This window comes from Streptomyces flaveolus (assembly GCF_044765825.1).
Lineage (GTDB): Bacteria > Actinomycetota > Actinomycetes > Streptomycetales > Streptomycetaceae > Streptomyces > Streptomyces flaveolus.
The window spans coordinates 96,349-122,286 of record NZ_JBIWKU010000013.1; the positions used below are offsets into that span (position 1 = coordinate 96,349).

Annotated in this window: 26 protein-coding genes; 19 read left to right on the forward strand and 7 right to left on the reverse strand. The window is 71.4% G+C overall.

Annotated features, from left to right (window positions below; translation table 11 throughout):
* The first annotated feature begins 57 nt into the window (after positions 1–57).
* The 12 genes from ACIRG6_RS31750 to ACIRG6_RS31805 all read left to right on the forward strand — a co-directional run bounded on the left by ACIRG6_RS31750 (position 58) and on the right by ACIRG6_RS31805 (position 9,327).
* Positions 58–789 (forward strand): helix-turn-helix transcriptional regulator, encoded by a 732-nt coding sequence (locus tag ACIRG6_RS31750; RefSeq protein ID WP_350721657.1) that lies wholly within the window; start codon positions 58–60, stop codon positions 787–789.
* On the forward strand, positions 786–2,207 hold the full coding sequence (gene sufB / locus ACIRG6_RS31755; protein ID WP_189228404.1) for a Fe-S cluster assembly protein SufB: 1,422 nt from the start codon (positions 786–788) through the stop codon (positions 2,205–2,207). The genes ACIRG6_RS31750 and sufB overlap by 4 nt, the downstream gene beginning before the upstream one ends.
* A gap of 61 nt (positions 2,208–2,268) precedes the next feature.
* Positions 2,269–3,459, forward strand: a complete 1,191-nt coding sequence (gene sufD, locus ACIRG6_RS31760) for a Fe-S cluster assembly protein SufD (RefSeq protein WP_225635996.1) — start codon at positions 2,269–2,271, stop codon at positions 3,457–3,459.
* Complete coding sequence (locus tag ACIRG6_RS31765; protein ID WP_189228406.1) at positions 3,456–3,773, forward strand: non-heme iron oxygenase ferredoxin subunit; 318 nt, start codon at positions 3,456–3,458, stop codon at positions 3,771–3,773. Before sufD ends, ACIRG6_RS31765 begins: the two co-directional genes overlap by 4 nt.
* A 7-nt stretch (positions 3,774–3,780) precedes the next feature.
* On the forward strand, positions 3,781–4,545 hold the full coding sequence (sufC, locus tag ACIRG6_RS31770) for a Fe-S cluster assembly ATPase SufC (protein WP_351140627.1): 765 nt from the start codon (positions 3,781–3,783) through the stop codon (positions 4,543–4,545).
* Positions 4,542–5,798 (forward strand): cysteine desulfurase, encoded by a 1,257-nt coding sequence (locus ACIRG6_RS31775; protein ID WP_318218073.1) that lies wholly within the window; start codon positions 4,542–4,544, stop codon positions 5,796–5,798. The genes sufC and ACIRG6_RS31775 overlap by 4 nt, the downstream gene beginning before the upstream one ends.
* 17 nt (positions 5,799–5,815) lie before the next feature.
* Positions 5,816–6,283 (forward strand): Fe-S cluster assembly sulfur transfer protein SufU, encoded by a 468-nt coding sequence (gene sufU, locus ACIRG6_RS31780; RefSeq protein WP_225635999.1) that lies wholly within the window; start codon positions 5,816–5,818, stop codon positions 6,281–6,283.
* On the forward strand, positions 6,280–6,612 hold the full coding sequence (locus tag ACIRG6_RS31785) for a metal-sulfur cluster assembly factor (protein WP_009187969.1): 333 nt from the start codon (positions 6,280–6,282) through the stop codon (positions 6,610–6,612). The genes sufU and ACIRG6_RS31785 overlap by 4 nt, the downstream gene beginning before the upstream one ends.
* Positions 6,613–6,698: 86 nt before the next feature.
* Positions 6,699–7,019 (forward strand): DMT family transporter, encoded by a 321-nt coding sequence (locus ACIRG6_RS31790; protein WP_318218072.1) that lies wholly within the window; start codon positions 6,699–6,701, stop codon positions 7,017–7,019.
* On the forward strand, positions 7,019–7,555 hold the full coding sequence (locus ACIRG6_RS31795; protein ID WP_403325153.1) for a TetR/AcrR family transcriptional regulator: 537 nt from the start codon (positions 7,019–7,021) through the stop codon (positions 7,553–7,555). The genes ACIRG6_RS31790 and ACIRG6_RS31795 overlap by 1 nt, the downstream gene beginning before the upstream one ends.
* A 427-nt stretch (positions 7,556–7,982) precedes the next feature.
* Entirely contained in the window at positions 7,983–8,972 is a 990-nt protein-coding gene (dapD, locus tag ACIRG6_RS31800; RefSeq protein ID WP_225636002.1) for a 2,3,4,5-tetrahydropyridine-2,6-dicarboxylate N-succinyltransferase, read from the forward strand.
* A gap of 85 nt (positions 8,973–9,057) precedes the next feature.
* Positions 9,058–9,327 carry a hypothetical protein gene (locus ACIRG6_RS31805; RefSeq protein WP_364817865.1) on the forward strand — a complete coding sequence of 90 codons (270 nt, stop codon included), beginning with the start codon at positions 9,058–9,060 and terminating at the stop codon, positions 9,325–9,327.
* On the opposite strand, the gene dapA is transcribed toward ACIRG6_RS31805, so the two are convergent.
* On the reverse strand, positions 9,312–10,229 hold the full coding sequence (dapA, locus tag ACIRG6_RS31810; RefSeq protein WP_403325154.1) for a 4-hydroxy-tetrahydrodipicolinate synthase: 918 nt from the start codon (positions 10,227–10,229) through the stop codon (positions 9,312–9,314). The genes ACIRG6_RS31805 and dapA overlap by 16 nt on opposite strands.
* Positions 10,230–10,376: 147 nt before the next feature.
* On the opposite strand from dapA, the gene ACIRG6_RS31815 reads away from it, so the two are divergent.
* From ACIRG6_RS31815 to ACIRG6_RS31825, 3 genes are all read left to right on the forward strand, one after another.
* On the forward strand, positions 10,377–10,796 hold the full coding sequence (locus tag ACIRG6_RS31815; RefSeq protein WP_350721651.1) for a phage holin family protein: 420 nt from the start codon (positions 10,377–10,379) through the stop codon (positions 10,794–10,796).
* Positions 10,793–11,266 (forward strand): DUF3618 domain-containing protein, encoded by a 474-nt coding sequence (locus tag ACIRG6_RS31820; protein WP_364683179.1) that lies wholly within the window; start codon positions 10,793–10,795, stop codon positions 11,264–11,266. The genes ACIRG6_RS31815 and ACIRG6_RS31820 overlap by 4 nt, the downstream gene beginning before the upstream one ends.
* Positions 11,267–11,413: 147 nt before the next feature.
* A complete protein-coding gene (locus ACIRG6_RS31825) occupies positions 11,414–12,169 on the forward strand; it encodes an antibiotic biosynthesis monooxygenase family protein (protein ID WP_403325156.1) in 756 nt (251 codons plus the stop codon).
* Here ACIRG6_RS31825 and ACIRG6_RS31830 read toward each other — a convergent pair.
* Positions 12,129–13,955 carry an endonuclease/exonuclease/phosphatase family protein gene (locus ACIRG6_RS31830; protein WP_403325158.1) on the reverse strand — a complete coding sequence of 609 codons (1,827 nt, stop codon included), beginning with the start codon at positions 13,953–13,955 and terminating at the stop codon, positions 12,129–12,131. The genes ACIRG6_RS31825 and ACIRG6_RS31830 overlap by 41 nt on opposite strands.
* A 279-nt stretch (positions 13,956–14,234) precedes the next feature.
* Here ACIRG6_RS31830 and ACIRG6_RS31835 point away from each other — a divergent pair, with 279 nt between their 5' ends.
* The 4 genes from ACIRG6_RS31835 to ACIRG6_RS31850 all read left to right on the forward strand — a co-directional run bounded on the left by ACIRG6_RS31835 (position 14,235) and on the right by ACIRG6_RS31850 (position 20,295).
* Complete coding sequence (locus ACIRG6_RS31835; RefSeq protein WP_403325160.1) at positions 14,235–15,662, forward strand: hypothetical protein; 1,428 nt, start codon at positions 14,235–14,237, stop codon at positions 15,660–15,662.
* Between the two features lie 412 nt (positions 15,663–16,074).
* Positions 16,075–17,532: an alkaline phosphatase PhoX gene (locus tag ACIRG6_RS31840; RefSeq protein ID WP_364683171.1), complete on the forward strand. Its 1,458-nt coding sequence runs from the start codon at positions 16,075–16,077 to the stop codon at positions 17,530–17,532.
* A gap of 469 nt (positions 17,533–18,001) precedes the next feature.
* Positions 18,002–19,588 carry a TROVE domain-containing protein gene (locus tag ACIRG6_RS31845; protein WP_403325161.1) on the forward strand — a complete coding sequence of 529 codons (1,587 nt, stop codon included), beginning with the start codon at positions 18,002–18,004 and terminating at the stop codon, positions 19,586–19,588.
* Between the two features lie 137 nt (positions 19,589–19,725).
* On the forward strand, positions 19,726–20,295 hold the full coding sequence (locus ACIRG6_RS31850; protein ID WP_239771212.1) for a TetR/AcrR family transcriptional regulator: 570 nt from the start codon (positions 19,726–19,728) through the stop codon (positions 20,293–20,295).
* A 43-nt stretch (positions 20,296–20,338) separates the two neighbouring features.
* On the opposite strand, the gene ACIRG6_RS31855 is transcribed toward ACIRG6_RS31850, so the two are convergent.
* The 5 genes from ACIRG6_RS31855 to ACIRG6_RS31875 form a co-directional block, all read right to left on the reverse strand.
* Positions 20,339–21,541 carry a TerD family protein gene (locus ACIRG6_RS31855; protein ID WP_364683238.1) on the reverse strand — a complete coding sequence of 401 codons (1,203 nt, stop codon included), beginning with the start codon at positions 21,539–21,541 and terminating at the stop codon, positions 20,339–20,341.
* Between the two features lie 211 nt (positions 21,542–21,752).
* Positions 21,753–22,742, reverse strand: a complete 990-nt coding sequence (locus ACIRG6_RS31860; protein WP_350725481.1) for a zinc-dependent alcohol dehydrogenase family protein — start codon at positions 22,740–22,742, stop codon at positions 21,753–21,755.
* The gene (locus tag ACIRG6_RS31865) at positions 22,739–23,614 is read right to left on the reverse strand and encodes a carbohydrate ABC transporter permease (protein WP_364683166.1); all 876 of its coding nucleotides are present in this window, start codon (positions 23,612–23,614) and stop codon (positions 22,739–22,741) included. Before ACIRG6_RS31865 ends, ACIRG6_RS31860 begins: the two co-directional genes overlap by 4 nt.
* Complete coding sequence (locus ACIRG6_RS31870) at positions 23,611–24,555, reverse strand: carbohydrate ABC transporter permease (RefSeq protein ID WP_350725478.1); 945 nt, start codon at positions 24,553–24,555, stop codon at positions 23,611–23,613. Before ACIRG6_RS31870 ends, ACIRG6_RS31865 begins: the two co-directional genes overlap by 4 nt.
* On the reverse strand, positions 24,552–25,922 hold the full coding sequence (locus tag ACIRG6_RS31875; protein ID WP_365022723.1) for an ABC transporter substrate-binding protein: 1,371 nt from the start codon (positions 25,920–25,922) through the stop codon (positions 24,552–24,554). The genes ACIRG6_RS31870 and ACIRG6_RS31875 overlap by 4 nt, the downstream gene beginning before the upstream one ends.
* Between the last annotated feature and the right edge of the window lie 16 nt (positions 25,923–25,938).

Consider the following 25,938-nt stretch of genomic DNA (forward strand, 5'->3'; position numbering starts at 1 on the left):
GTCCGGCCGTCCGGACCCGGCTTGCCCGCCCCTGAGGAATTACGCAACAATGGCGTTGTGAAAAACGTTGGCGAGGCTCCGCAGGAGGAACTCGCGACCGGTGAGCGGTCCACCCGCAACCGTGTCGCGCGCTCCATCCTGGACCACGGGCCGTCGACCGTCGCCGAGCTCGCCGGGCGTCTGGGTCTGACCCAGGCCGCCGTCCGGCGCCACCTCGACGCCCTGGTCGCCGACGACGTGGTCGAAGCCCGTGAACAGCGGGTCTACGGTACGCGCACGCGCGGGCGCCCGGCCAAGGTCTTCGCGCTCACCGACTGCGGCCGCGACGCCTTCGACCAGTCGTACGACAAGCTCGCCGCGGACGCCATGCGCTGGATCGCCGAGCAGGAGGGCGGGGAGCAGGCGATCGCCGCCTTCGCCCGCGCCCGGATCGCCGCCCAGGCCGGTGCGTACCGCAAGGCCGTCGAGGGCGTCGCCCCCGAGCAGCGGACACAAGCCCTGGCCAAGGCCCTGAGCGCGGACGGGTACGCTGCTACCGCGCGCAGCGCGCCCCGGCCCCAGCAGGGCGAGCAGCTCTGCCAGCACCACTGCCCGGTCGCCCACGTCGCCGAGCAGTTCCCGCAGCTGTGCGAGGCGGAGACGGAATTTTTCGCCGAGCTGCTCGGTACGCATGTGCAGCGGCTCGCGACCATCGCGCACGGCGACGGCGTCTGCACCACGTACGTCCCCAAGACTTCCAAGACCACCGACAACGCATCCGCAAGCACGGCCGGGAGGAACCCCGCATGACTCTCCCCACGGAGACTGCTCACCCTGAGCTCGAGGGCCTGGGCAAGTACGAGTACGGCTGGGCCGACTCCGACACGGCCGGCGCCTCTGCCAGGCGCGGCATCGACGAGGACGTCGTCCGGGACATCTCCGCCAAGAAGAACGAGCCGGAGTGGATGACCAAGCTCCGCCTCAAGGGCCTGCGCCTCTTCGAGAAGAAGCCCATGCCGAACTGGGGCTCGGACCTGTCGGGCATCGACTTCGACAACATCAAGTACTTCGTGCGCTCCACGGAGAAGCAGGCGGAGTCCTGGGAGGACCTGCCCGAGGACATCAAGAACACGTACGACAAGCTCGGCATCCCCGAGGCGGAGAAGCAGCGCCTCGTCGCCGGTGTCGCGGCCCAGTACGAGTCCGAGGTCGTCTACCACCAGATCCGCGAGGACCTGGAGGAGCAGGGCGTCATCTTCCTGGACACGGACACGGCCCTGAAGGAGCACCCGGAGCTCTTCAAGGAGTACTTCGGGACCGTCATCCCCGTCGGCGACAACAAGTTCGCGTCGCTGAACAGCGCCGTCTGGTCCGGCGGCTCCTTCATCTACGTCCCGCCGGGCGTGCACGTCGAGATCCCGCTGCAGGCCTACTTCCGTATCAACACGGAGAACATGGGCCAGTTCGAGCGGACCCTGATCATCGTCGACGAGGGTGCCTACGTGCACTACGTCGAGGGCTGCACGGCTCCGATCTACAAGTCGGACTCCCTGCACAGCGCCGTGGTCGAGATCATCGTCAAGAAGAACGCCCGCTGCCGCTACACGACCATCCAGAACTGGTCGAACAACGTCTACAACCTGGTCACCAAGCGCGCCGTGGCGTACGAGGGCGCGACCATGGAGTGGATCGACGGCAACATCGGCTCCAAGGTGACGATGAAGTACCCGGCCGTCTACCTGATGGGCGAGCACGCCAAGGGCGAGACGCTGTCCATCGCCTTCGCGGGTGAGGGCCAGCACCAGGACGCCGGTTCCAAGATGGTCCACATGGCGCCGAACACGTCCTCCAACATCGTCTCCAAGTCGGTGGCGCGCGGCGGCGGCCGTACCTCCTACCGCGGCCTGGTGGAGATCGGCGAGGGCGCGGCCGGATCGAAGTCGAACGTGCTGTGCGACGCGCTGCTCGTGGACACCATCTCCCGCTCGGACACGTACCCGTACGTGGACGTGCGCGAGGACGACGTGTCCATGGGCCACGAGGCGACCGTCTCCAAGGTCTCCGAGGACCAGCTCTTCTACCTGATGAGCCGCGGTCTGACCGAGTTCGAGGCGATGGCGATGATCGTGCGCGGCTTCGTCGAGCCGATCGCCAAGGAGCTGCCGATGGAGTACGCCCTCGAGCTCAACCGGCTGATCGAGCTGCAGATGGAAGGCGCGGTGGGCTGACCCGCCCCCGGTCCTGACCGTCCAGCCCCTTACGTAACGGAAAGCGAGCACTACGACAGCCATGGCTGAGGCTCAGAACATCCCGGTGGGCTCCACCACCGCCGGTGCGATCGCGGTGGCCGCCGAGGCCGACTCGACCGTCGCCACGCGCATGAGCGCGCCCCCGTCCTTCGACGTGGCGGACTTCCCGGTCCCCCACGGTCGCGAGGAGGAGTGGCGGTTCACCCCGCTGGAGCGGCTGCGCGGCCTGCACGACGGCACCGCCACCGTCACCGGCGAGGGCGTCAAGGTCACCGTCGAGGCGCCGGAGGGCGTCACCGTCGAGACCGTCGGGCGCGACGACGCCCGGATCGGCCGGGCGGGCGCCCCGGTGGACCGCGTCGCCGCCCAGGCGTACTCCGCCTTCGAGCAGGCCGGCGTGGTCACCGTCCCCAAGGAGACGGTGCTCACCGAGCCGATCCGCATCGCCGTGCACGGCGAGGGCGGGGTCGCCTACGGCCACCAGGTCGTCGAGCTCGGGGCCTTCGCCGAGGCCGTCGTGGTCATCGACCACACCGGTGACGCGGTGCTCGCCGCCAACGTCGAGTTCGTGCTCGGCGACGGCGCCAAGCTGACCGTCGTCTCCGTCCAGGACTGGGACGCCAAGGCCGTGCACGTCGGCCAGCACAACACCCTGATCGGCCGCGACGCCTCCTTCAAGTCCGTCGTCGTCACCTTCGGCGGCGACCTGGTCCGCCTGCACCCGCGCGTGCAGTACGCCGGCCCCGGCGGCGAGGCCGAGCTGTTCGGCCTGTACTTCACCGACAAGGGCCAGCACCAGGAGCACCGCCTCCTCGTCGACCACAACGTCCCGCACTGCAAGTCGAACGTCGTCTACAAGGGCGCGCTCCAGGGCGACGACGCGCACGCGGTGTGGATCGGCGACGTGCTCATCGAGGCCAAGGCCGAGGGCACCGACACCTACGAGATGAACCGCAACCTCGTCCTCACGGACGGCGCGCGGGTCGACTCGGTGCCGAACCTGGAGATCGAGACCGGCGAGATCGTCGGCGCCGGCCACGCCTCCGCCACCGGCCGCTTCGACGACGAGCAGCTCTTCTACCTGATGGCGCGCGGCATCCCCGAGATGGACGCCCGCCGCCTGGTGGTCCGCGGCTTCTTCGCCGAGCTGGTCCAGCAGATCGGTGTCCCGGACATCGAGGAGCGCCTCCTCGCCAAGATCGAAGAGGAGCTGGAGGCGTCGGTCGCATGACCTTCGTACGCGTCTGTGGAGCGGACGAGCTGGAGGAGGACACCCCGAAGCGGGTGGAACTCGACGGCACGCCGATCTCCGTCGTGCGGACCGAGGGCGAGATTTTCGCGATCCACGACATCTGCTCGCACGCGAACGTCTCGCTGTCCGAGGGCGAGGTCGACGACTGCCACATCGAGTGCTGGCTGCACGGCTCGCGCTTCGACCTCCGCTCGGGCAAGCCCGACAGTCTTCCGGCGACGCGCCCCGTCCCCGTATACCCCGTAAAGATCGAAGGGGACGACGTGCTCGTCTCCCTCACCCAGGAGTCCTGAGGCACCCATGGCAACGCTTGAAATCCGAGACCTGCACGTCACCGTCGAGGCCGACAACGCCACGAAGGAGATCCTCAAGGGCGTCGACCTCACCGTGAAGCAGGGCGAGACGCACGCCATCATGGGCCCCAACGGCTCCGGCAAGTCGACCCTCGCCTACTCGCTCGCGGGTCACCCCAAGTACACGATCACCGGCGGCACCGTCACCCTCGACGGCGAGGACGTCCTCGAGATGTCCGTCGACGAGCGCGCCCGCGCCGGCCTCTTCCTCGCCATGCAGTACCCGGTCGAGGTCCCCGGCGTCTCGGTCTCCAACTTCCTGCGCACCTCCGCCACCGCCGTCCGCGGCGAGGCCCCCAAGCTGCGCACCTGGGTGAAGGAGGTCAAGGAGGCCATGGAGCGCCTCAACATGGACACCGCCTTCGCCGAGCGCAACGTCAACGAGGGCTTCTCCGGCGGTGAGAAGAAGCGCCACGAGATCCTCCAGCTTGAGCTGCTCAAGCCGAAGGTCGCGATCCTCGACGAGACCGACTCCGGTCTGGACGTCGACGCGCTGCGCGTCGTCTCCGAGGGCGTGAACCGTGTCCGCGAGACCGGCGAGGTCGGCACCCTGCTGATCACCCACTACACGCGCATCCTGCGCTACATCAAGCCCGACTACGTCCACGTCTTCTCGGCCGGCCGCATCGTGGAGTCCGGCGGCGCCGAGCTCGCCGACAAGCTGGAGGAAGAGGGCTACGAGGCATACACGAAGGGTGGCGCATCCGCGTGACACAGCTGCCGGGCCTCCTCGACACCGAGGCGATCCGCAAGGACTTCCCGATCCTGGACCGAGTGATCCATGACGGCAGGAAGCTCGTCTACCTCGACAACGCCGCGACCTCGCAGACCCCCCGCCAGGTCATCGACGTGCTCGACGAGTACTACGAGCAGCACAACGCCAACGTCCACCGTGGCGTGCACGTCCTCGCCGAGGAGGCCACGGCGCTGTACGAGGGCGCGCGTGACAAGGTCGCCGAGTTCATCAACGCACCGTCGCGCGACGAGGTGATCTTCACCAAGAACGCCTCGGAGTCCCTCAACCTCGTGGCGAACATGCTCGGCTGGGCCGACGAGCCCTACCGCGTGGACCACGAGACCGAGATCGTCATCACGGAGATGGAGCACCACTCCAACATCGTGCCGTGGCAGCTGCTCGCGCAGCGCACGGGCGCGAAGCTCCGCTGGTTCGGTCTCACGGACGACGGCCGCCTGGACCTGTCGAACATCGACGAGGTCATCACCGAGAAGACGAAGATCGTCTCCTTCGTGCTGGTCTCCAACATCCTGGGCACCCAGAACCCGGTCGAGGCGATCGTGCGCCGCGCCCAGGAGGTCGGCGCCCTCGTGTGCGTCGACGCCTCCCAGGCCGCGCCGCACATGCCGCTGGACGTACAGGCCCTCCAGGCCGACTTCGTGGCCTTCACCGGCCACAAGATGTGCGGCCCGACCGGCATCGGTGTCCTGTGGGGACGCCAGGAGCTGCTGGAGGACCTCCCGCCGTTCCTCGGCGGCGGCGAGATGATCGAGACCGTCTCGATGCACTCCTCCACGTACGCCCCGGCACCGCACAAGTTCGAGGCGGGCACGCCCCCGATCGCGCAGGCGGTCGGTCTGGGCGCGGCGATCGACTACCTGCAGTCGATCGGCATGGACAAGATCTTCGCCCACGAGCACGCGCTCACCGAGTACGCGGTGAAGCGGTTCGCGGAGGTCCCCGACCTGCGCATCATCGGCCCCACCACGGCCGAGGAGCGCGGCGCCGCGATCTCCTTCACCCTGGGCGACATCCACCCGCACGACGTGGGCCAGGTCCTCGACGAGCAGGGCATCGCGGTCCGGGTCGGCCACCACTGCGCGCGGCCGGTCTGCCTGCGGTACGGAATTCCTGCGACCACGCGAGCGTCGTTCTATCTGTACTCCACGCCGGCCGAGATCGACGCGCTGGTCGACGGCCTGGAGCACGTACGGAACTTCTTCGGCTGACGGGACGAGCGAATCGCATGAAGCTGGACTCCATGTACCAGGAAGTCATCCTGGACCACTACAAGCACCCGCACGGGCGTGGTCTGAGGGATGGCGACGCCGAGGTGCACCACGTCAACCCGACGTGCGGTGACGAGATCACGCTGCGCGTGAAGTACGACGGCACGACGATCAGCGATGTCTCGTACGAGGGGCAGGGCTGCTCGATCAGCCAGGCCTCCGCCTCCGTACTGAACGACCTGCTGGTCGGCAAGGACCTCGCCCAGGCGCAGAAGATCCAGGAGACCTTCCTGGAGCTGATGCAGTCCAAGGGGAAGATCGAGCCCGACGACGCCATGGAGGACGTCCTGGAGGACGCGGTCGCGTTCGCCGGGGTGTCGAAGTACCCGGCCCGGGTGAAGTGCGCCCTGCTGAGCTGGATGGCCTGGAAGGACGCGACGGCCCAGGCCCTGGACGCCGACGCCGAGAAGGAGACGACGGCATGAGCGAGACCGTGGAGATGAAGCCGGCCTCGGAGGAGGAGCTCCGCGAGGCCCTGATGGACGTCGTCGACCCCGAACTGGGCATCGACGTCGTCAACCTGGGCCTGATCTACGGCATCCACGTCGACGACGCGAACATCGCGACCGTCGACATGACCCTGACGTCGGCGGCGTGTCCGCTGACGGACGTGATCGAGGACCAGGCCAAGTCCGCCACGGACGGCCTCGTCAACGAGCTGCGCATCAACTGGGTCTGGATGCCGCCGTGGGGCCCGGACAAGATCACGGACGACGGGCGCGAGCAGCTGAGGGCGCTCGGGTTCAACGTCTGAGACACCCTGCTTGCGAGAACGGCGGTACCCAACGGGTGCCGCCGTTCTCCTGTCTGCGACCGGCCTCGTTACGTACGCTCGTACACATGGGATATCTGCTCCTGGCCGGAGCCATCGCCGCCGAGGTCGCCGGGACCACCGCCATGAAGTACAGCGAGGGCTTCAGCCGATTGGTGCCGTCGGTGCTGACCGCCCTCGGTTATCTGATCTCCTTCGCGCTGCTCGCCCAGACGCTGAAGACCCTCTCCGTCGGCACGGCCTACGCCATCTGGTCCGGCGTGGGCACGGCGGCCATCGCCACGATCGGGATGGCGTTCATGGGGGAGGGGATGACCCTCACCAAGGCGGCGGGCATCGCGCTGATCATCGTCGGCGTGGTGGTGCTGAACCTGGGCGGGGCGCACTGATGGCACGGCGCTACGACCCCGAGCGGCGGCAACGGATCATCGACGCGGCGATCCGGGTCGTCGGGGCGAAGGGCATCGCGGGGCTCAGCCACCGCACGGTCGCCGCGGAGGCGGACGTGCCGCTCGGCTCCACGACGTACCACTTCGCGACCCTCGACGACCTCCTGGTCGCCGCCCTGCGCCAGGCCAACGAGGGCTTCGCCCGGGTCGTCGCCGCGCACCCGGCGCTGTCGGACCCCGCCGCCGACCTGCCCGCCGAACTGGCCCGCGTCCTCGGCGAGTGGCTGGCCGGCGACCGTACGGGGGTCGAGCTGGAGTACGAGCTGTACCTGGCCGCGCTGCGCCGCCCGGCGTTGCGGCCGGTCGCCGCGGAGTGGGCGGAGGGCGTGGGCACCCTCCTCCCCGCCCGCACGGACCCGGTCACGGCGCGGGCGCTGGTGGCCGTGCTGGACGGGATCTGCCTCCAGGTGCTGCTGACGGACGCGCCGTACGACGAGGAGTATGCGCGGGTGGTGCTGGGGCGGGTGCTGGGCTGAACGGGGCGGTTGCCCGGGCGGGGCGCCGGCGCAGGGTGCCCGGCGTGGGTGGGGGGGGCGGATTGTGTGCCGGGCGTCGCGGGGTGCCCGGCGCTGAGGCGGGGCGAGGAGGGTTCGCGTGGCCCGGCGGCGCGGGTGGGGCCGCGCCCCCCGCGCCGCCCCTGGGGGGCACCTCCCAGGCCGTTCAGGCACTGGGGGAGGCACGACTGCCCACAGCTGGGGCGGGCGGTGTTCTGCAGACGGGCAGGCGGCGTTCCGCGGCTGGGGGGCGAGGCGGTGTTCTGCGGCTGAGGGCCACCTCGCCACGCACGTGCACCGTGCACCCCCGCCACACCCGCGCAGGACGCCCCGCAGGCACGCGCCCGCCACGTGAGATGCCCCGCCGACCGGTTCGCACCCGACGCCCCCGGCCGGTTAGGTTGCCCTCATGACCGACACGACTGCTCCTCGCACCACCGGCGCCGTGGCCGCCGGGCTTGCCACGATCGCCGCCGACGGCACCGTCCTCGACACCTGGTTCCCCGCCCCCGAACTGTCCGCCGAGCCCGGCCCGGCCGGCACCGAGCGGCTCTCCGCCGAGCAGGCCGCCCAGCTGCTCGGCGGCGGCGCGACCGCTGCGGTCGGTCCGGACGCCCGCCGCGGCGTCGAGGTGGTCGCGGTCCGCACGGTCATCGCCTCGCTCGACGACAAGCCGATCGACGCCCACGACGTCTACCTGCGCCTGCACCTGCTCTCGCACCGCCTGGTCAAGCCGCACGGCCAGAACCTCGAGGGCATCTTCGGCCACCTCGCCAACGTCGCCTGGACCTCGCTCGGCCCGGTCGCCGTCGACGACGTCGAGAAGGTCCGCCTCAACGCCCGCGCCGAGGGCCTGCACCTCCAGGTGACCTCGATCGACAAGTTCCCCCGCATGACGGACTACGTCGCCCCCAAGGGCGTCCGCATCGCCGACGCCGACCGCGTCCGCCTCGGCGCGCACCTCTCCGAGGGCACCACCGTCATGCACGAGGGCTTCGTCAACTTCAACGCCGGCACGCTCGGCACGTCGATGGTCGAGGGCCGCATCTCCGCGGGCGTCGTCGTCGGCGACGGCTCGGACATCGGCGGCGGCGCCTCCACCATGGGCACGCTCTCCGGCGGCGGCAACGTGATCATCTCCATCGGCGAGCGCTGCCTGGTCGGCGCCGAGGCGGGCGTCGGCATCGCGCTCGGCGACGAGTGCGTGGTCGAGGCCGGCCTGTACGTCACCGCCGGCACCCGCGTCACCATGCCCGACGGCCAGGTCGTCAAGGCCCGCGAACTCTCCGGCGCCTCCAACATCCTCTTCCGCCGCAACTCGGTCACGGGCGCGGTCGAGGCCCGCCCGAACAACGCGGTGTGGGGCGGCCTGAACGACGTCCTGCACAGCCACAACTGACCGGTCCCCACTGGTCGGTGCGTTGTCGACGTGCCCTTCCGACGGCCCCCGCAGGGCCTGTTCGGGAGGGCACGTCCCCGTACGGATGACTCCGCGTGACCTTCCGGTGGGGTCGGCGGACGAACCGCCGAACGAGCGGGTGAGGGGTGTGGCGCGCCGGCCGGCCGGGACGGGTGCCGCGGCGCTGGTGTGCTGGAGGCCGGCGGGGGCCGCGCACGCCGACGAGACGACCACCGGCTCGCACAACGGGCCCCGGGTGGGGCTCCTCGACGTCCACGTGGGGCAGGTCGACGACCCGATGGAGAACGTGCTGGAGCACACGCTGCTGTTCCGCGACGGCTACACCTGGAACTGATCGGCGTATGCCGTCAGGAGCCGGTCGGTCGTCGCGGCGTCCGCGGGGCGCAGCGGTGCGCGGACCGGGCCCGCGGGCAGGCCCAGCGCGTTCAGGAGGGCCTTGGCGGTGACCGTGCCGGGCAGGTCCGAGGCCATCATCAGCTCGATGAGGGGGATCGTCCGCCGTTGGAGCCGGGCCGCCTCCCGGGTGTCGCCCGCGTCGAAGGCGTCCAGGACGGCCCGGAACGGCTCCGGTGCGACGTTGGCGACCGTGCTGACACAGCCCGCGGCGCCGATCGCGTACAGGGCGAGGATCTGCTCGTCGCAGCCCGCGTAGTACGCCAGGTCCGTGCGGGAGAGCACCTTCTGGGTGCCGAGGAGGTCGTAGGAGCAGTCCTTGACCGCCACGACGCGCGGGTGTCCGGCCAGCCGGACGATCGTGTCGGGCTCGATGCGGGTGCCGGTGCGGCCCGGGATGTCGTAGAGCATGACCGGCAGCCCGCAGGCGTCCGCGATCTCCCGGAAGTGGGCCTCCAGCGCGTCCTGCGGGGGTCTGCTGTAGTACGGCGCGACCACCAGCAGGCCGTCCGCGCCGGCCTTCTCGGCGGCCCGCGCCAGCTCCACCGTGTGCCGGGTGTCGGCGGTGCCCACCCCGGCGACCAGCGCCGCCCGGCCCCCGACCGCCTCCCGCACCGCCGTGACCAGCGCCGTCTTCTCCGCGTCCGTGGTGGTCGGCGACTCGCCCGTCGTGCCGGACAGCACCAGACCGTCGCAGCCCCGCGACACCAGCCGGTCCGCGAGCCGCTGCGCACCGTCGAGGTCGAGCGTGCCCGCCTCGGTGAAGGGGGTGACCATGGCGCACAGCGCGCGGCCGAAGGGGCGGGGAGGGGCGGCGGGCGCGGGGTGGTCCTCAGTCGTCATGGAGGTAGTGTCGGCCGACGGATGGTGTAGCTCTACTTAAATTTTCTACGAGGTATGGGTAAGTGATGCTGACCGGTCGAGCGCAGGGGTAGTGCCCGTCGGGCGGGGGTACCCGGATGCCTCCGAACCGAGAGGAGGCGGAACACCGTGACCGGGACCATGCACACCAGGCCTGTGCGCGACGAGCACCACTCCGTGGGCGAACTCGTCGGTCAGGCCACCGAACAGCTCTCCCGGCTCGTGCGCCAGGAAGTGGCCCTTGCCAAGGTGGAGCTGGCCGAGAAGGGCAAGCGCGCCGGACGCGGCGGCGGAATGCTCGGTGCCGCGGGCGCCATCGCCTACGTGGGCCTGTTCGCCCTGGCCGGCACGGCCACCGCCGCACTCTCGCTGGCGCTGCCCGTCTGGGCCGCGGCACTCATCGTGACGGCGCTGCTCTTCGTGATCGCGGGCATCCTGGCCATGACCGGCCGCGCCCAGCTCCGCCGTGCCGCACCCCCCACGCCCGAGCAGACCCTCGGCAGTGTCAGGGCCGACGTGGACGAGATCAGGGAAAGGGCGCATCGATGACCGACGCGACGAGCGGAGACGGCGCAAGGACCGGCTCCACCGCGCAGCCGACCGGAGGGGCCAAAGGGCCCGACGAGCTGCGACGGCAGATCGAACAGACCCGCAGCCAGCTCGGCGACACCGTGGAGGAGCTGGCGGGGAAGGCGGACGTGAAGGGCCGCGCCAAGGCCCGGGCCGCCGACCTCAGGGACAAGGCCGGCGCCATGACCGTGCAGCTGCGCAGTTCCGCCGCGCAGGCCGGTCACAGCGTGCAGGACAGGGCGAGCCGTGCGGGTCACACCGTGCACGACAAGGCGGACCGGGCCGGTCACACCGCCCGGCACGAGGCCCGGCAGCGGGTGCCCGAGCGGGTGCGCGGTGCGGCCCGGGCCGGGATGCGGCATCCGCGTCCGGTGCTCGTCGCCGGCGCGGCGGCCGGTGCGGCGGTCGCGGCGGGTGTGCTGTGGCGCCGGCGGCACGGCCACTGCTGATTCCGGAGACGGCGCGACGAGGGGTCCCCTGCACGGGGCCCCTCGTCGTTCCTGTCTGGATGCCGACGGGCCGGGCTTGACCTCGACCTTGGTCGAGGTCGGAGGGTGGTGCGTGCACCCGACGACCACCGATCAGTGGAGGCCGGCATGGCCCGCCGTACCGACGCACACCCCGAACTCGCCCGCCCCGACGCGCGGGCACCCTTCTTCAGCACCTGGCGCGTGGGCACCCCCGAGCGGCAGCGGCAGACCGTCGACGCCATCGCCCGCACCTGGCAGAACCGTCCCTGGCCGGCCGGCGGCCTGCTGAGCTACCACGTCTACACCGGCCACGACGGCAGCACACTCCTGCACCACTCGCAGTGGGCGAGCGAGCAGGCGTACGAGGCCTTCGTCAAGACGCACCGGCAGGAGCGCGTCGACGAGATCGACACCGCCGTGCCGGGCATCGAACGGCTGGAACTCGGCCGGTACCGGCGCCACGGAAGCCGGGAGCGCCAGGCCGGGGACACCCGGGTCCCCGGCCTGATCGTGACCGTCCGGATCGACTTCGTCCCGGACGCGGCAGAGCGCCGCGGTGACTGGGTCGGCCTCGTGCTGAAGGCGCTCGCCGACGACCCGGCGGGTCACCGCGGCCTGATCTCGGCCCACTTCCACCTGAGCACCGACGGCACCCATGTGCTGAACTACGCCGAGTGGGAGAGCACCCAGGCCTACGACGCCGCCCTGGCCGCGCCGGGCGAGGGCATCGGCGCGGCCACCGACCAGTGGGACCGGGTGCGTACCCATCCGGACGTACGGGGCTTCACCGGCAGCCGGTACGACCACGCCCTCGGCCTGGTGCCCGAGCAGCCCCCTGCCGCTACGGACGGAAGCGCAGCACCTGCGGGTCGTGATCGCTGATCTGGTCGTGGAACTCGGCGTTGATGTGCACGCTGTCGTAGGACAGGTGCCCGCTGCGCCGGATCGACGGGCTGACCAGGATCTGGTCGAGGACCTGGCTGTTGCCCTGGTAGACGTACGAGTAACGCTCGCTGCGCGGCAGGGACTTGACCGCCGACCACAGCGCGCCGTCGTCCTCCAGGACCTTCGCCGTCCCGGAGAACTCGAAGTCGTTGATGTCGCCGAGGGCGATGACGTCCGCGTTCTTCTGGGCGGAGAGGATCTCCTTGACGAAGGTGTTCACCGCCGTCGCCTGGGCGTGGCGCTGGGTCTCCGAGCTGCGCACCGGCGGCTGGTACTGCGCGGTCAGGCCCTGGTCGCCGCCCTTGGAGTTGAAGTGGTTGGCGATGACGAAGACCGTCCGGCCGCGGAAGACGAACTCGCCGGCCAGCGGCTTGCGGCTGTTCTCCCAGGCCGCGTTCGCCGGGTCGACGCGGCCGGGGGAGTGCGTGAGCACCGCCTTGCCGCGCACCTTCGTCACCCCGGTCGCGGTGGTCGCGTCGCCGGCCTCGCGGTCGGTGAAGGAGACCCGCTCCGGGTTGAACAGGAACGCCTGGCGGATGTTGCCGCCGGGCTCGCCGCCGTCCGCCTTGTCGACCGGGTCGATGCCCCGCCACTCGTAGCGCGGGCCGCCCGCCGCGACGATCGCGTCGATCAGCTTGCCGACCGTCACGTCGGCGGCCACCGTGCCGTCGTCCTTGGCGCCGTTGTTGTCCTGGATCTCCTCCAGGGACACGATGTCGGGCGACTTCAGGTGCTGCACGATCGCGTCGGCGTGCGCGGCGAAGGTGGCGTCGGACGGGTCGAGGTTCTCGACGTTGTACGTGGCCACCGCCAGCTCGTGGTCGCTCTGCGCCCGCGTCGACTCGCGCTCGGTGCCCCCGCTCCGCAGGGCGCCGATCTCGCTCGCGACCAGCGTGTAGCCGCCGAACTGGTTGTAGTCCAGCGGGCCGGCGGTCGTGCCGGCGAGGGTGTCGCCGACGGTGGCGGCGGGGAAGTCGGCCGGCTTGCCCAGGGACTGGATCTGGAGCCGGCCGGTGTTCTGGGAGTCGTAGGAGCCGTAGACCGTGCCGCCGCGGCGGCCGGCGTTCTCCCACGGCTTCACCGTGACCCACAGCTCGGTGTACGGGTCGGAGGCGCCGACCACGCGGGCGTCGGCGACCCGGACGTTCATCCCCTCCAGGGACTCGTAGTAGTCCAGGGCGTACTGCGCCGGGCGCAGCGGCAGGGCGTTGACCGAGCCGTTCGCGGCCGGGTCGCCCTCGGGGGCGTAGGCGCGCGGCACGGACCGGGCGGAGACGGTCGTCGCGGCCGGGACGGCGTTGCCGCTGGAGACGACGGTGACCGTCGGCCGGGTGATCTCGGTCAGCGACTGGTTGCCGGACGAGGTGCCGCCCGGGACGAACTCCGAGACCGTGCCGGAGACGGTGACCGCGTCACCGACGGCGACCTTCGGGGTGGAGCTCGTGAAGACGAAGACGCCCTCACTGGTGGCCGGATCCGCGTCCGGCTGGGAGTCCTGCATCCAGAAGCCTCTGGAGGAGCCGTAGCCGCGGACGCCGGTGACGGTTCCGGCCACGTCCGTGACCTGCCGGCCGGCGTACGGCGACAGCCGGGTCGTGCCCTGGATGTCGTGGATGCGCACCGAGTCGGCGTGCGCCGGCGAGGTGAGGACGACGGTGGACGCAGCCGAGCAGACGGCGGCGACGGTGAGCGCGGCGAGGCGCGCGGAGGACTTGCTGGCCAACGGGATCCCTCCGGGGACGAGACAGAGCGCCGGGACGAGGGTGCAACGCGAGGGGCCCCAGGGTCCACGTGGACCTGAGTGAACACTTGTCCCCCCGCTTTCTACGCGCGTCAATCTCCTGCCTGCTCAGGTCAGTTGTCAAGGTTTCGGCCATGTACGGCACCCGACGGGGAGATGAACCGGGCGGCATCGGTGGAAACCCGTCTAGGCTGAGCGGCTGAGCCGTACGGCGGTGAGGATGGCCGTACGGCGGTCGAGGCACGCTAGGAGAATCAGCCGATGTCAGACAGCTCCACCCTGCCGCCCGCACGGCTGCGACCCGAAGCGGAGCTGGCCCGCGACGCGCTGTCCACACCGGTGCTCTCCCGGGCCGCCCGGCTCGCCCGCTGGGCCGGGCCGGACACCCGCGTCGACGCCGGTGGCGGGCTCGTCGAGGAGCAGCTGTCGGCCGCGGCCGAACTGCTCGGGCTGACCGGGGACGACGCCGCGGCCTACGCGAGCGAGGCGTGGCGGATCGCGGTGGACACCGGGCTGGTGGAGATCACCGACGAGGAGCAGGGCACCGTCACGACGGGCGAGGACCTCGCCCTGCTCACCGGCGGCTCCCCGCAGGACGTGCTCGGTGTGTGGCTCACCGCCCTGGAGACGGTGCTCGCCGACGCGAGCGTGCCCGACCTCGACGACATCGTCGACGCGATGGCCGAGGGGGGCGAGGTCGACCTGACGTCCCTCGGCTGGGACCCCGAGGCCGAGGCCGAGTTCCTCGACGGCGTGCTCGGCAATCTGTACCTCCTCACTGTCGGCGAGGAGGGGCCCGACGACACCCCGGTGCCGCTGCCCGCGCTGGCCGCGTCCGTCATCGTGCCCAGCGACATGGGCGAGCCCACCAACGACGTCCTGGAGCAGGTTTCCGACGCGATGATGCGGCTGGACGACCAGTTCCGGCTGCTGGAGCCCGTCGGCCTCGTCACCTACCAGCCGGTGGACGAGGCCCTGATGGCCGACGCGGACGAGGAACCCGCGGCGCCCGTCGACGAGGCCGACGTCGCCCGCTACGGCATGGTCCGGCTCACCCCGCTCGGGCTGTACGCGCTGCGCACCCGGCTGCTGGAGGCCGGCTTCGAGGCACCCGCCGTCGGGGACCTCGCCGACAAGGGCGCCGACGCGCTGCTGGACGGCACGGCGTCCTTCCCGCCGGTGTCGGCCCATGCCGAGACCGAGCTGTGGCTGGCCCACCGCGAGCCGCTCGCCGCGGCGCGCGAACTGCTGGCCGCGGCCCGCGGCTCGGACGCCGGCGCGCCCCTGCGCCGGCTGCGCTGCCAGCAGGCGCTGTCCCTGGTCGGCGCCGAGGCCGAGCCCGCGCTGCGGGAGGTCCTCGACGACGCGGAACTCGGGGGGCTGGCCCGGGTCTGGCTGACCGAGCACGGGGCGCGGGACGTGCCCGCACCGCCCGAGGAGATGGTCTTCTGGCTGACCATCGACACCGTGGCGGCGCAGCTCGCCGCCGAGGGCAACTCCGAGGAGCTGCGGGCCCTCGTGCAGGGCCTGGCCATGCAGCACAGCGGGTTCTTCGACACCGCCTGGCGGGTCGGGCACCCGGCCACGGCGGACGTCCTGGAGGCGATGGGGCGGCTGCACCCCGACAAGAAGGTGGCCAAGGAGGCGCGTAAGGCGGCGTTCAAGGCGAGGTCGCAGCACGGGGGTTGAGCGGGCGAGGTGACCGGGGCGTCCTGGAGCCCTTGGTCCAGCGGACCGGCGGGTGGGTTCCGCGGCCGGCGCCTGCGGGGTGCCCGGCGCTGCCGCGGGCGCGGGGTGGGTGACGCGGCCCGGCACTTGCGGGGTGCCGCCGTGCCCACCCGTGCCGCGCTTGGCGGCACGATTGCCCGCGGTGACGCGTGTCCGCGGGGCGCTGCGTGGCGTTTGCGGGGTGCCGCCGTGCCCATCCGTGCCGCGCTTGGGGGCACGCCTGCCCGCGGTGACGACCTCCCCCGTGCGATTCATGCAAGTGGGCAGGGGGTGGTCGTGTTCAGTTCAGCTGGTGTTCAGACGTGGGCGACAACGTGACGCCGAACCGAGGTCCGCCACCCTCCACGGCACGCTCATCGTCACAGGAGACACCATGTCGCTCACCCGCAGGGACTTCGCCAGCCGATCCGCACTCACCGGTGCCGGAGTCGTGCTGGCGGGCAGTGTCGGCGCCCTCGCCACCGCCCCGCAGGCCCTCGCGTCCACCGACACCGAGAGCGCGGACCAGGCGCACGGCCACGGCCACGACCACGGCGGGATCGGCTACGGACCGCTGGTCCCCGACCCGGACGGCATCCTCGCCCTGCCCGCCGGCTTCCGGTACGAGATCGTCACGTACAGCGGCCGGACCAAGCTGGAGACGGGCGAGTACACCCCCTCCAACCACGACGGCACCGCCACCTTCGAGGGCCCGCGGGGCGCCACCCTCCTCGTCAACAACCACGAACTCGGCGGCCCCCGCACCAAGTGGGACCACCCGGTGCCGCTCACCGAGGGCCTCGTCTACGACCCGGCGGCCGCCGGCGGCTGCACGGTCGTCGAGGTCCGCCGCGGCGGCCACGTCGCCGAGTGGGTCGGCATCGCCGGCACCGCCACCAACTGCGCGGGCGGCAGCACCCCGTGGGGCACCTGGCTGACCTGCGAGGAGACCGAGGACAAGGCCGGCAAGAACGGCATGACCAAGGACCACGGCTACGTCTTCGAGGTCGACCCCGAGGACCGCCGGGCCAACCGCGACCCCAAGCCGGTGAAGGCGCTGGGCCGCTACGCCCACGAGGCCGTCGTCGTCGACCCCAAGCGCGGCCACCTCTACCTCACCGAGGACGCCTCCGGCCCCAACGGCCTGTTCTACCGCTGGACCCCGCCGGAGGGCTTCCGGCACGGCCGGGGCCGGCTGCGCACCCTCGCCGACGACGCCGGCGTCCTGGAGGCGTTCAAGTGCTTCGACTCCGGCGGCAAGTTCGTCGACGACCTCTCCCGCGCCACGAAGACCGGCACCGTCTACGGCGTCGACTGGGTCGCCGTCCCCGACCGTGACGCGAAGACCACGTCCGTGCGCAAGCAGTTCACCGACGGCCAGGTCACCCGCGCCCGCAAGCTGGAGGGCATGTGGTGGGCCGACGGCGGCGCCTACGTCGTCTCCTCCTTCGCCCGTGACGAGAGCCCCCGGCCGCACGACGGCCAGGTCTGGTTCTACGACCCCAAGCGCCGCACCCTCACCCTGAAGGTCCTCCTCGGCGTCAACCCCGACCCCTCCGCCGACGGTGCCTTCGACGGCCCCGACAACATCACCGTCTCGCCCTACGGCGGCCTCGTCATCGCCGAGGACGGCGAAGGCGTCCAGCACCTGTTCGGCGCCACGGACAGCGGCCGTACCTACCCCATCGCCCGCAACGAGCTGAACATCGGGTCCGAAGAGGAGCCCGAGTACAGCGAGTTCACCGGCGTCACCTTCTCGCCCGACGGCCGGACCCTGTACGCCAACATCCAGACGCCCGGCATCATGCTCGCCATCACCGGGCCGTGGAAGCGGCAGAAGCGCGGCAATTAATTCGCTCGCCCGGCCGGTGGCCGCCCTTTTAGAGTGATGAACGTCCAGGTGCGAAGGCAGGACCTACTTCCACTCATAATGGGGCGGTCACGGGTTCGAGTCCCGTCTCCGGCACAACGCGCCGGTGTAGCTCAGGGGTTAGAGCACCTTGTCGGTTCCGCCGACCTGAACTCTGGACACCGAAAACTTCACGCACCTCCCGGTGCGCGGGCCGCGGCTACTTCTTCTCGAAAAAGAACCCGATGCCGCGGCCGACTTGATCTCGGGAGGCGCAGCGAATGGTGGGTGCCCGGTGCGCGGGCAGCGGCTACTTCCTTAGACCGGAATGCTGCGGGTTCGAATCCCGTCACCGACCCAGGGTCGGTGTAGCTCAAACGGAAGAGCGTCCGGACAGTCCCGTCGCCGATTCCGACCTCGGGCACCCTCCCTTCGCCACGCCTCCCTCCGGACGAATTCGGGGGAATTCATCATGGCGCGATTCAACACCAGGTCCGCGAAGGCGCAGCCCGCCTCGCGCGTGACGTCGACGGGCCGCGTCCTCACCACCCACCAGGGCGGCCGGGGCCGCGAGCGAGACCCGCGCTCCGAGCTCTTCCTGCTGGCGGTCGGCAACTTCGTGTCGCAGCAGACGTTCTACGAGTCCGGCGCCGGCCGCGACGACCGGTTCGCCGGCCTGGTGCGCGAACTCGCCCTCACCGACCCGTCCTGGACGGCCGGCCTGCTCGGCTGGCTGCGCGGCGAGGGCAACCTGCGCACCGCCTCGATCGTCGGCGCCGCCGAGTACGTCAAGGCCCGCCTCGACGCCGGCGCCACGGGCGGCCCCACCAACCGCGAGGTCGTCGCCTCCGTGCTCCAGCGGCCCGACGAGCCCGGCGAGCTGCTGGCCTACTGGACGGCGACGTACGGCCGCGCCGTGCCCAAGCCGGTCAAGCGGGGGATCGCCGACGCCGTACGGCGGCTCTACCACGGCAAGTCGCTGCTGAAGTACGACACCGCGTCCAAGGGGTACCGCTTCGGCGACATCCTCAACCTGGTGCACGCGGCGCCGGACCCGGCCAAGCCGTGGCAGGGCGAGCTGTTCCAGTACGCGCTGGACCGCCGGCACAACCCCGACACCGCGGTGCCGCCCGCGTCGAACCGCGTCCTGGTCGCACACCGCGAGCTGATGGCGCTGCCCGTCGAACGGCGGCGGGCGGTCGTCACCGCACCCGACGGTGCCGAGCGGCTCGCGGCGGCGGGCATCACCTGGGAGATGCTGGCCGGCTGGCTCCAGGGCCCGATGGACAAGGCGGCGTGGGAAGCCGTGATCCCGTCCATGGGTGCCATGGCGCTCGTCCGCAACCTGCGCAACTTCGACGAGGCCGGTGTGTCCGACGAGGTCGCCGCACGGGTCGCGGCGCGGATCAGCGACCCGGAGCAGGTGGCGCGCTCGCGGCAGTTCCCCTTCCGCTACCTCGCCGCGTACCGGCACGCGCCGTCGCTGCGCTGGTCCTACCCGCTGGAGCAGGCGCTCGGCCACTCGCTGGCCAACGTGCCCGCGCTGCCCGGCCGGACACTGGTCCTCGTGGACCGCTCGGGCTCCATGTTCTACTCCCGGATGTCCGACCGCTCGGAGCTCAACCGGGCCGACGCGGCCGCGGTCTTCGGCACGGCGCTCGCGCTGCGGGCGGCGGACGCGGACCTCGTCGAGTTCGGGACGACCAGCAACCGCGTGCCCTTCCGCAGGGGCGGGTCGGTGCTGAAGATCCTGGGCCGCTTCGGCGACCTGGGCGGCACCGATACGACCGAGGCCGTCCGGCGGCACTACAAGAAGCACGACCGGGTGCTGATCGTCACCGACGAGCAGTACGCGTACAGCCGGCACGGCGACCCGACCGAGCAGGTCCCGGCGGACGTGCCGGTCTACACCTGGAACCTCGCGGGATACCGGGCGGGCCACGGCCCGTCGGGCCGGGCGAACCGGCACACCTTCGGAGGTCTCTCGGACGCGGCCTTCCGGATGGTCCCGCTGCTGGAGGCGGCCCGGGACGCCGACTGGCCCTGGGCGGCGGCCTGACGCCACCGGTCCCCGCGGCCCGCACCCACGCACGACGGGTGCGGGCCGCGGGCCGCTCACCGGGCCGCTCAGCCGGCCGTGCGGACCCCGCGCGGTAGGCTGCCGGGGAGGTTCCCCGGCGGGCAGGGAGTAGTGGGATGGCGCAGGTCAGGCCCATGCGGGCGGATGCCCGGCGCAATCGTGAGCGGTTGCTCGCGGTGGCGGCGCAGGCCTTCGCGGAGCGCGGTGAGGGCGCCTCGCTGGACGACATCGCCAAGCGCGCCGGGGTCGGTGTCGGCACCCTGTACCGGCACTTTCCGACGCGTCGGGCGCTGCTGGAGGCCGCCTACCTGGAGCGGATCGAGGCGATCGCCGCCCGTGCCGACGTGATCGCGGCCGGACGGCCGGCGGGCGAGGCGCTCGTGGCGTGGCTCGGTGAACTCGCCGTCGGGATGCTTCAGGTGAGCGGGCTGAAGGCGCTGCTGGGCACGGCCGTCACCGGTGGCGGGGCCGCGGTGGGCGCAGCGTGCGGTGACTGCGTGCGCGGGGCGGCGACGCGGCTGGTCCGGGCGGCGCAGGACGAGGGCGCGCTGCGACGCGACGTCGAGCCCGTCGAGGTGCTGCGGCTGGTGCACGGCGTGGTGACGGCGTCCGAGATGGCCGGGGCGGAGGACGGGACGTCCGTACGGCGGTATCTGTCGCTGGTGGTGGACGGTCTGCGGGCGTAGGGCCGCGCCGGGGGTCCGGGGGGGCGGCCCTGTGCCCGGCCCCCTACAGCGCCTGGCCCGCCGGCTTCACCATGCCCCGGACCGTGCGGGACTTGACGAAGTTGCCCATGGCGGTCATCTCCCACTCGCCGGAGAACTGGCGGATCAGCTTCGCCATCATCACGCCGGTCTGCGGCTCGGCGCTGGTGAGGTCGAAGCGGACCAGTTCCTCGCCGGTCGTGCCGTCCAGGAGGCGGCAGTAGGCCTTGGCGACCTCCGTGAACTTCTGGCCGGAGAAGGAGTTGACCGTGAAGACCAGGCCGGAGACGTCCATGGGGAGCCGGCCGAGGTCGACGGTGATCACCTCGTCGTCCCCGCCGCCTTCGCCGGTGAGGTTGTCGCCGGAGTGGCGGATCGCGCCGTTCACGATCTGGAGCTTGCCGAAGTAGCAGCTGTCGATGTGGTTGCGCTGCGGGCCGTAGGCGATGACCGAGGCGTCCAGGTCGATGTCCTTGCCGCGGTAGGCGGGCTCCCAGCCGAGGCCCATCTTGACCTGGGACAGCAGCGGCCGGCCGCCCTTCATCAGGGAGACCGTCTGGTTCTTCTGGAGGCTGACCCGGCCCTTGTCGAGGTTGATCTTCCCGGTGCCCGGAGCGGGCGCGGGCGGCGTGGCCGGCGGCGCCGGGGGAGCGGCGGGCATCGTGGGCGCGGCGGCGGGCGGGGCCGGCGGCGGGGTGACCGCCTGCGGCGGGGCCGGCTGGGCGGGGGCCGCCGGCTCCTCCACCGTGACGCCGAAGTCGGTGGCGATGCCCGCGAGGCCGTTGGCGTAGCCCTGGCCGACCGCGCGGGCCTTCCAGGCGCCGTTGCGCAGATAGACCTCCACGATCACGAGTGCCGTCTCGCTGCCGAGCTGCGGGGGCGTGAAGGTGGCGAGAACGGAGTTGTCGTCCGCGTTGCGGATGGTGGCGGTCGGCTCGATGCCCTGGAAGGTCTGGCCGGCGGCGTCCGGGCTGGCGGTGACGACGATCTTCTCGATGCCCGGCGGGACGGCGGCGGTGTCGACCGTGATCGCGTCCGGGGCGGTGCCGCCGCCGGAGCGGTACGTCACGCCCTGGCCGGTGGGCTGGTTGTAGAAGATGAAGTCGTCGTCTGAGCGCACCTTGCCGTCGGCGGTGAGCAGCAGGCCCGATACGTCCAGCCGCACGGGGGCGGTGACGTCCACCGTCACGCGGGCGGCGGAGAGGGGGATGTTCGAGCCGGGGGTCATAGCTGTCATGCCGGGTGAACGAGCGAGGCCGTTTTACCGTTCCCTTACCCGGGGGCCATTCGGGGCGCGGGGGAGGTGGGGCGGGGCGCCGGTGGGTTTCGCCCCCGCCGCCCCTTCCCGTTCCCGTCCCTGAGGGCTGCCGCCCCCGGACCTCCGCTTCGGCCCGGACGGCCTCGTCCTCAAACGCCGGACGGGCTGGCGGCGACCGGGCTCACGGCACCACCACGATCTTGCGGCCCACGCCTGCCGCGAACTGCTCCAGTGCCTGCGGGTAGCGGTCCAGTGGGATGCGGTCGCTGATGAAGACGTCCGGGTCCAGGACGCCGTTCGCGAACAGTTCCGCCGCGCGCTCGTAGCTGTGCAGGACCGCCATCGAGCCGGTGATGGTGATCTCCTGGTTGTAGATGCGGTACGGGTCGATCTGTACCCGCGTCGCGTAGTCGGCCACGCCGAACTGGAGGAACGTGCCCGCCTTGGCGACCCGGTCCAGGCCGTCCTGGATCGCCGCCGCGTTGCCCGTCGCGTCGATGACCAGGTCCCAGCCCTGGGGGCGGTCCAGCTCGTCCGGGGTCGCGGCCGACGCCGAGACGCCGAGGCCGCGGGCCGTCTCCAGGCGGGCCGGGTTGAGGTCCACCACGTCCACGCTCGCCGCGCCGGTCCGCTTGGCCAGCTCCAGCATCATCAGGCCCATCGTGCCCGAGCCGTAGATCAGGACGTGGGCGCCGAGGCGGGACCGCAGGACGTCGTAGCCGCGGACCGCGCAGGACAGGGGCTCGATCAGGGCCGCGTCCTCGGTGCGGACGTGCTCGGGGAGCTTCACGCAGTTCGCCACCGGTGCCACCGCGTACTGCGCCGCGCCGCCCGCCGTCGTGACGCCGATGGCCGCCCAGCGTTCGCAGAGGTTGTTGTGGCCGGTGCGGCAGTAGCGGCACTCGTAGCAGTAGAGGGAGGGGTCGACGGCGACCCGGTCGCCGACCGACACCTCGGTGACCTGGGTGCCGACGCCGACCACCGCGCCGGCGAACTCGTGGCCCGGCACGATCGGCAGCTTGGGCGCGAACTCGCCCTGGAGGATGTGCAGGTCGGTGCCGCACAGGCCGCAGGCCGCGACCTCGACGACGACCTCGCGCGGGCCCGGCGTCGGGTCCGGGACCTCGCTGACGACGGCACGGCCCACGGACTCGATGACGGCGGCCTTCATTTCACGGCTCCCAACGACAGGCCCTGGACCAGTTTGTCCTGGGCGGCGAACCCCGCGGCGAGCACCGGCAGGGAGATGACGAGCGACGCGGCGCACACCTTCGCCAGGAACAGGCCCTGGCTGGTGATGAAGCCGGTCAGGAAGACGGGGGCGGTCTCGGCGACCACGCCCGTCAGCACCCGGGCGAAGAGCAGTTCGTTCCAGCTGAAGATGAAGCAGATGAGGGAGGTCGCGGCGATGCCGGGGAGGGCGATCGGGGCGACCACCCGGGCCAGGACCGTCGGCAGCCTCGCGCCGTCCACCCGGGCAGCCTCGATGATCGCCACCGGGACCTCGGCGAGGAAGGACTGCATCATCCAGACCGCGATCGGCAGGTTCATGGAGGTGTAGAGGACGACCAGCAGCCAGATGTTGTCCAGCAGGTCCGTGTTCTTGGCGAACAGGTAGATCGGCAGCAGGCCCGCCACCACCGGCAGCATCTTGGTGGACAGGAAGAAGAACAGGACGTCCGTCCACTTCTTCACCGGGCGGATGGAGAGCGCGTACGCGGCCGGCAGGGCCAGCACCAGGACGAACAGGGTCGAGGCGACCGAGGCCACCGCCGAGTTGATCAGCGCCGGCCAGGGACTCGCGCCGCCGCCCGCGCCGAAGAACTCGCGGTAGCCGTCCAGGGTCAGCGAGGCGGCGAAGGACGGCGGGTTGGCGGCCGCGTCCTCCTCCGAGTGGAAGGAGGTCAGGGCCATCCATGCGATGGGCAGGAAGAAGACGATCCCGGCCAGCCAGGCGACCAGGCCCAGGCCGGCGCCGCCCCTGCGGCGGGCTCGGGCGGGCTCGGTGCGTACGGCGGCGGGGCGTACGGCGGTGGCGCTCATGCGCGGGACACCTCCTCGCGGAACAGGGACGACACCACGCGCAGCGCGAAGGTGGCGATGATGATCGAGCCGATGACGACCAGGACGCCCGCGGCCGAGGCGAGCCCGTTCTCGTGGGCCTGGTAGAAGCTCTGGTAGACGGTGTAGGGCAGGTTGGCCGTGCCCAGGCCGCCGGATGTGAGGGTGAAGACCGCGTCGAAGTTCTGGACGATGTAGATCGAGCCGAGCAGGGCGCCCAGTTCGAGGTAGCGGCGCAGGTGGGGGAGGGTGAGGTGGACGAAGATCTGCCAGTCGCTCGCCCCGTCCACCCGGGCGGCCTCGATCTGCTGCTGGTCCCGGCTCTGCAGCCCGGCCAGCAGGATCAGCATCATGAACGGCGTCCACTGCCACACCAGTGAGGCCTCGACGGCGAGCAGCGGGGTGTTCGAGATCCAGTCCGGCTGCGGGCCGCCGACATAGTGCAACAGGCCGTTGAGCAGGCCGTACTCGGGGTTGTACAGGACGTGCTTCCACAGCAGTGCCGCCGCCACCGGGACGACCAGGAACGGTGCGATCAGCAGGGTGCGGACCACGCCCCGGCCCTTGAAGCGGCGGTCGAGGAGCAGGGCGAGGGCCAGTCCGAGGACCAGGCTGGCGAGGACCACCGCCACGGTGAGCAGGATCGTCGTCCACACCGACGTGCGCAGGTCGGGGTCGGTGAGGACGTCGCCGTAGTTGGCGAGGCCGGTGAAGTGGCGGGCGTCCGGGTAGAGGGCGTTCCAGTCGAAGAGGGAGATCACCAGGGTGGCCACGAAGGGCAGCTGGGTGACCGCGATCATGAAGATCAGGGCGGGGAGCAGCGGGGCCCGGGTGGCCCAGGCCCTCAGCCGGGAGGACGGCGGGCGGACGGTGGTGCGGACGTGGTCGGGTGCGGCCGCGGGGGCCGAGGTCGTGGCGGTCATCGTCCCTCGTACTCCTCGGAGATCTTCTCGGCGAGCTGCTGGGACTTCTTCAGGGCCTCCTCGACGGACTGGCGTCCGGCGACGGCCGCGCTGATCTCCTGGGAGACCTTGGTGCCGAGGTCGGTGAACTCGGGGATGCCGACGAACTGGATGCCGGGCGCGGGGCGCGGCTGCACGCCGGGGTCGCCCGGTTTCGCCCCCTCGATGGCCTCGCGGGTCATCTCCTGGAAGGCGGCGGCCTCGGCGCGGTAGGCCGGGTTCTCGTACGTCGAGGCCCGCTTGCCGGCCGGGACGTCGGACCAGCCGATCTTGTCGCCGACGAGCTGCTCGTACTCCTTGCCCGAGGCCCAGGAGACGAACTTCCAGGCCTTGTCGGGGTTGCGGGACGCCTTCTGGATGCCCCAGGCCCAGGTGTAGAGCCAGCCGGAGGAGTCGGTCTTCTCGACGGGGGCCGGCGCGTAGCCGATCTTTCCCTTGACCGGGGACTTGGCCGATTCCAGGGAGCCTGCCGCCGACGTGGCGTCGTACCACATGGCGACCTTGCCCTGGGTCAGGTTGTTCAGGCACTCGGCGAAGCCGGACTGGGCGGCGCCGGACTCGCCGTGCTCGCGGACCAGGCCGACATAGAACTTGGTCGCCTTCTCCCACTCGGGCGAGTCGAGCCGGGCCTGCCAGTCCTTGTCGAACCAGGTGCCGCCGAAGGTGTTGACGACCGTCGTCAGCGGGGCCATCAGTTCGCCCCAGCCGGGCAGTCCGCGCAGGCAGATGCCCTTCATGCCGGGCTCGGCCCCGTCCAGTTCGGCGGCGAGGTCCGCCACCTGGGTCCAGGTGGGGTGGGCGGGCATCGTCAGGCCCTTGGCGGCGAACAGGTCCTTGCGGTACATGAGGAACGACGACTCGCCGTAGAAGGGCTGCCCGTAGAGCTTGCCGTCGTCGCCGGTGAGGGACTCGCGCATCGGCCCCAGGATGTCCTTCTCGTCGTACGCCGGGTCCTTCGCGACGTAGGGGTCCATCTCGTGGAGCCACTCGTTGCGGGCGTAGATCGGTATCTCGTAGTTGGAGAGGGTGGCGACGTCGTACTGGCCGGCCTGGTTGGCGAAGTCCTGGCTGATCTTGTCGCGGACGTCGTTCTCCGGCAGGACGGTGAAGTTCACCTTGATGCCGGTCTCCTTCGTGAAGTGGTCGGCGGTGAGCTTCTGCAGCACGGTCATCTGAGGGTTGTTGACCATCAGGACGTTGATGGCGTCGCCGCCCGACCCGGCCCCGCCCGCCCCGACCCAGCAGCCGGAGAGCAGCGGGGCGAGCAGCGTCCCTGCGGCGGCCGTGGCGAGCAGGGCTCGCGGCCTCCGTCGGCTCTGGGTTCGCATGGATCGCTCCTGAACA

Bases quoted from the DNA above. Each gene is read 5' to 3' on its own strand.
- ACIRG6_RS31845 (WP_403325161.1), top strand. From the start codon at position 18,002: ATGGCGCGATTCAACACCAGGTCCGCGAAGGCGCAGCCCGCCTCGCGC.
- sufU (WP_225635999.1), top strand. From the start codon at position 5,816: ATGAAGCTGGACTCCATGTACCAGGAAGTCATCCTGGACCACTACAAG.
- ACIRG6_RS31790 (WP_318218072.1), top strand. From the start codon at position 6,699: ATGGGATATCTGCTCCTGGCCGGAGCCATCGCCGCCGAGGTCGCCGGG.
- ACIRG6_RS31820 (WP_364683179.1), top strand. From the start codon at position 10,793: ATGACCGACGCGACGAGCGGAGACGGCGCAAGGACCGGCTCCACCGCG.
- sufD (WP_225635996.1), top strand. From the start codon at position 2,269: ATGGCTGAGGCTCAGAACATCCCGGTGGGCTCCACCACCGCCGGTGCG.
- sufC (WP_351140627.1), top strand. From the start codon at position 3,781: ATGGCAACGCTTGAAATCCGAGACCTGCACGTCACCGTCGAGGCCGAC.
- ACIRG6_RS31805 (WP_364817865.1), top strand. From the start codon at position 9,058: ATGACTCCGCGTGACCTTCCGGTGGGGTCGGCGGACGAACCGCCGAAC.
- ACIRG6_RS31855 (WP_364683238.1), bottom strand. From the start codon at position 21,541: ATGACCCCCGGCTCGAACATCCCCCTCTCCGCCGCCCGCGTGACGGTG.
- ACIRG6_RS31825 (WP_403325156.1), top strand. From the start codon at position 11,414: ATGGCCCGCCGTACCGACGCACACCCCGAACTCGCCCGCCCCGACGCG.
- ACIRG6_RS31850 (WP_239771212.1), top strand. From the start codon at position 19,726: ATGGCGCAGGTCAGGCCCATGCGGGCGGATGCCCGGCGCAATCGTGAG.
- ACIRG6_RS31835 (WP_403325160.1), top strand. From the start codon at position 14,235: ATGTCAGACAGCTCCACCCTGCCGCCCGCACGGCTGCGACCCGAAGCG.
- ACIRG6_RS31840 (WP_364683171.1), top strand. From the start codon at position 16,075: ATGTCGCTCACCCGCAGGGACTTCGCCAGCCGATCCGCACTCACCGGT.
- dapD (WP_225636002.1), top strand. From the start codon at position 7,983: ATGACCGACACGACTGCTCCTCGCACCACCGGCGCCGTGGCCGCCGGG.
- ACIRG6_RS31865 (WP_364683166.1), bottom strand. From the start codon at position 23,614: ATGAGCGCCACCGCCGTACGCCCCGCCGCCGTACGCACCGAGCCCGCC.
- ACIRG6_RS31870 (WP_350725478.1), bottom strand. From the start codon at position 24,555: ATGACCGCCACGACCTCGGCCCCCGCGGCCGCACCCGACCACGTCCGC.
- ACIRG6_RS31765 (WP_189228406.1), top strand. From the start codon at position 3,456: ATGACCTTCGTACGCGTCTGTGGAGCGGACGAGCTGGAGGAGGACACC.
- ACIRG6_RS31785 (WP_009187969.1), top strand. From the start codon at position 6,280: ATGAGCGAGACCGTGGAGATGAAGCCGGCCTCGGAGGAGGAGCTCCGC.
- dapA (WP_403325154.1), bottom strand. From the start codon at position 10,229: ATGACGACTGAGGACCACCCCGCGCCCGCCGCCCCTCCCCGCCCCTTC.
- ACIRG6_RS31875 (WP_365022723.1), bottom strand. From the start codon at position 25,922: ATGCGAACCCAGAGCCGACGGAGGCCGCGAGCCCTGCTCGCCACGGCC.
- ACIRG6_RS31860 (WP_350725481.1), bottom strand. From the start codon at position 22,742: ATGAAGGCCGCCGTCATCGAGTCCGTGGGCCGTGCCGTCGTCAGCGAG.
- ACIRG6_RS31795 (WP_403325153.1), top strand. From the start codon at position 7,019: ATGGCACGGCGCTACGACCCCGAGCGGCGGCAACGGATCATCGACGCG.
- sufB (WP_189228404.1), top strand. From the start codon at position 786: ATGACTCTCCCCACGGAGACTGCTCACCCTGAGCTCGAGGGCCTGGGC.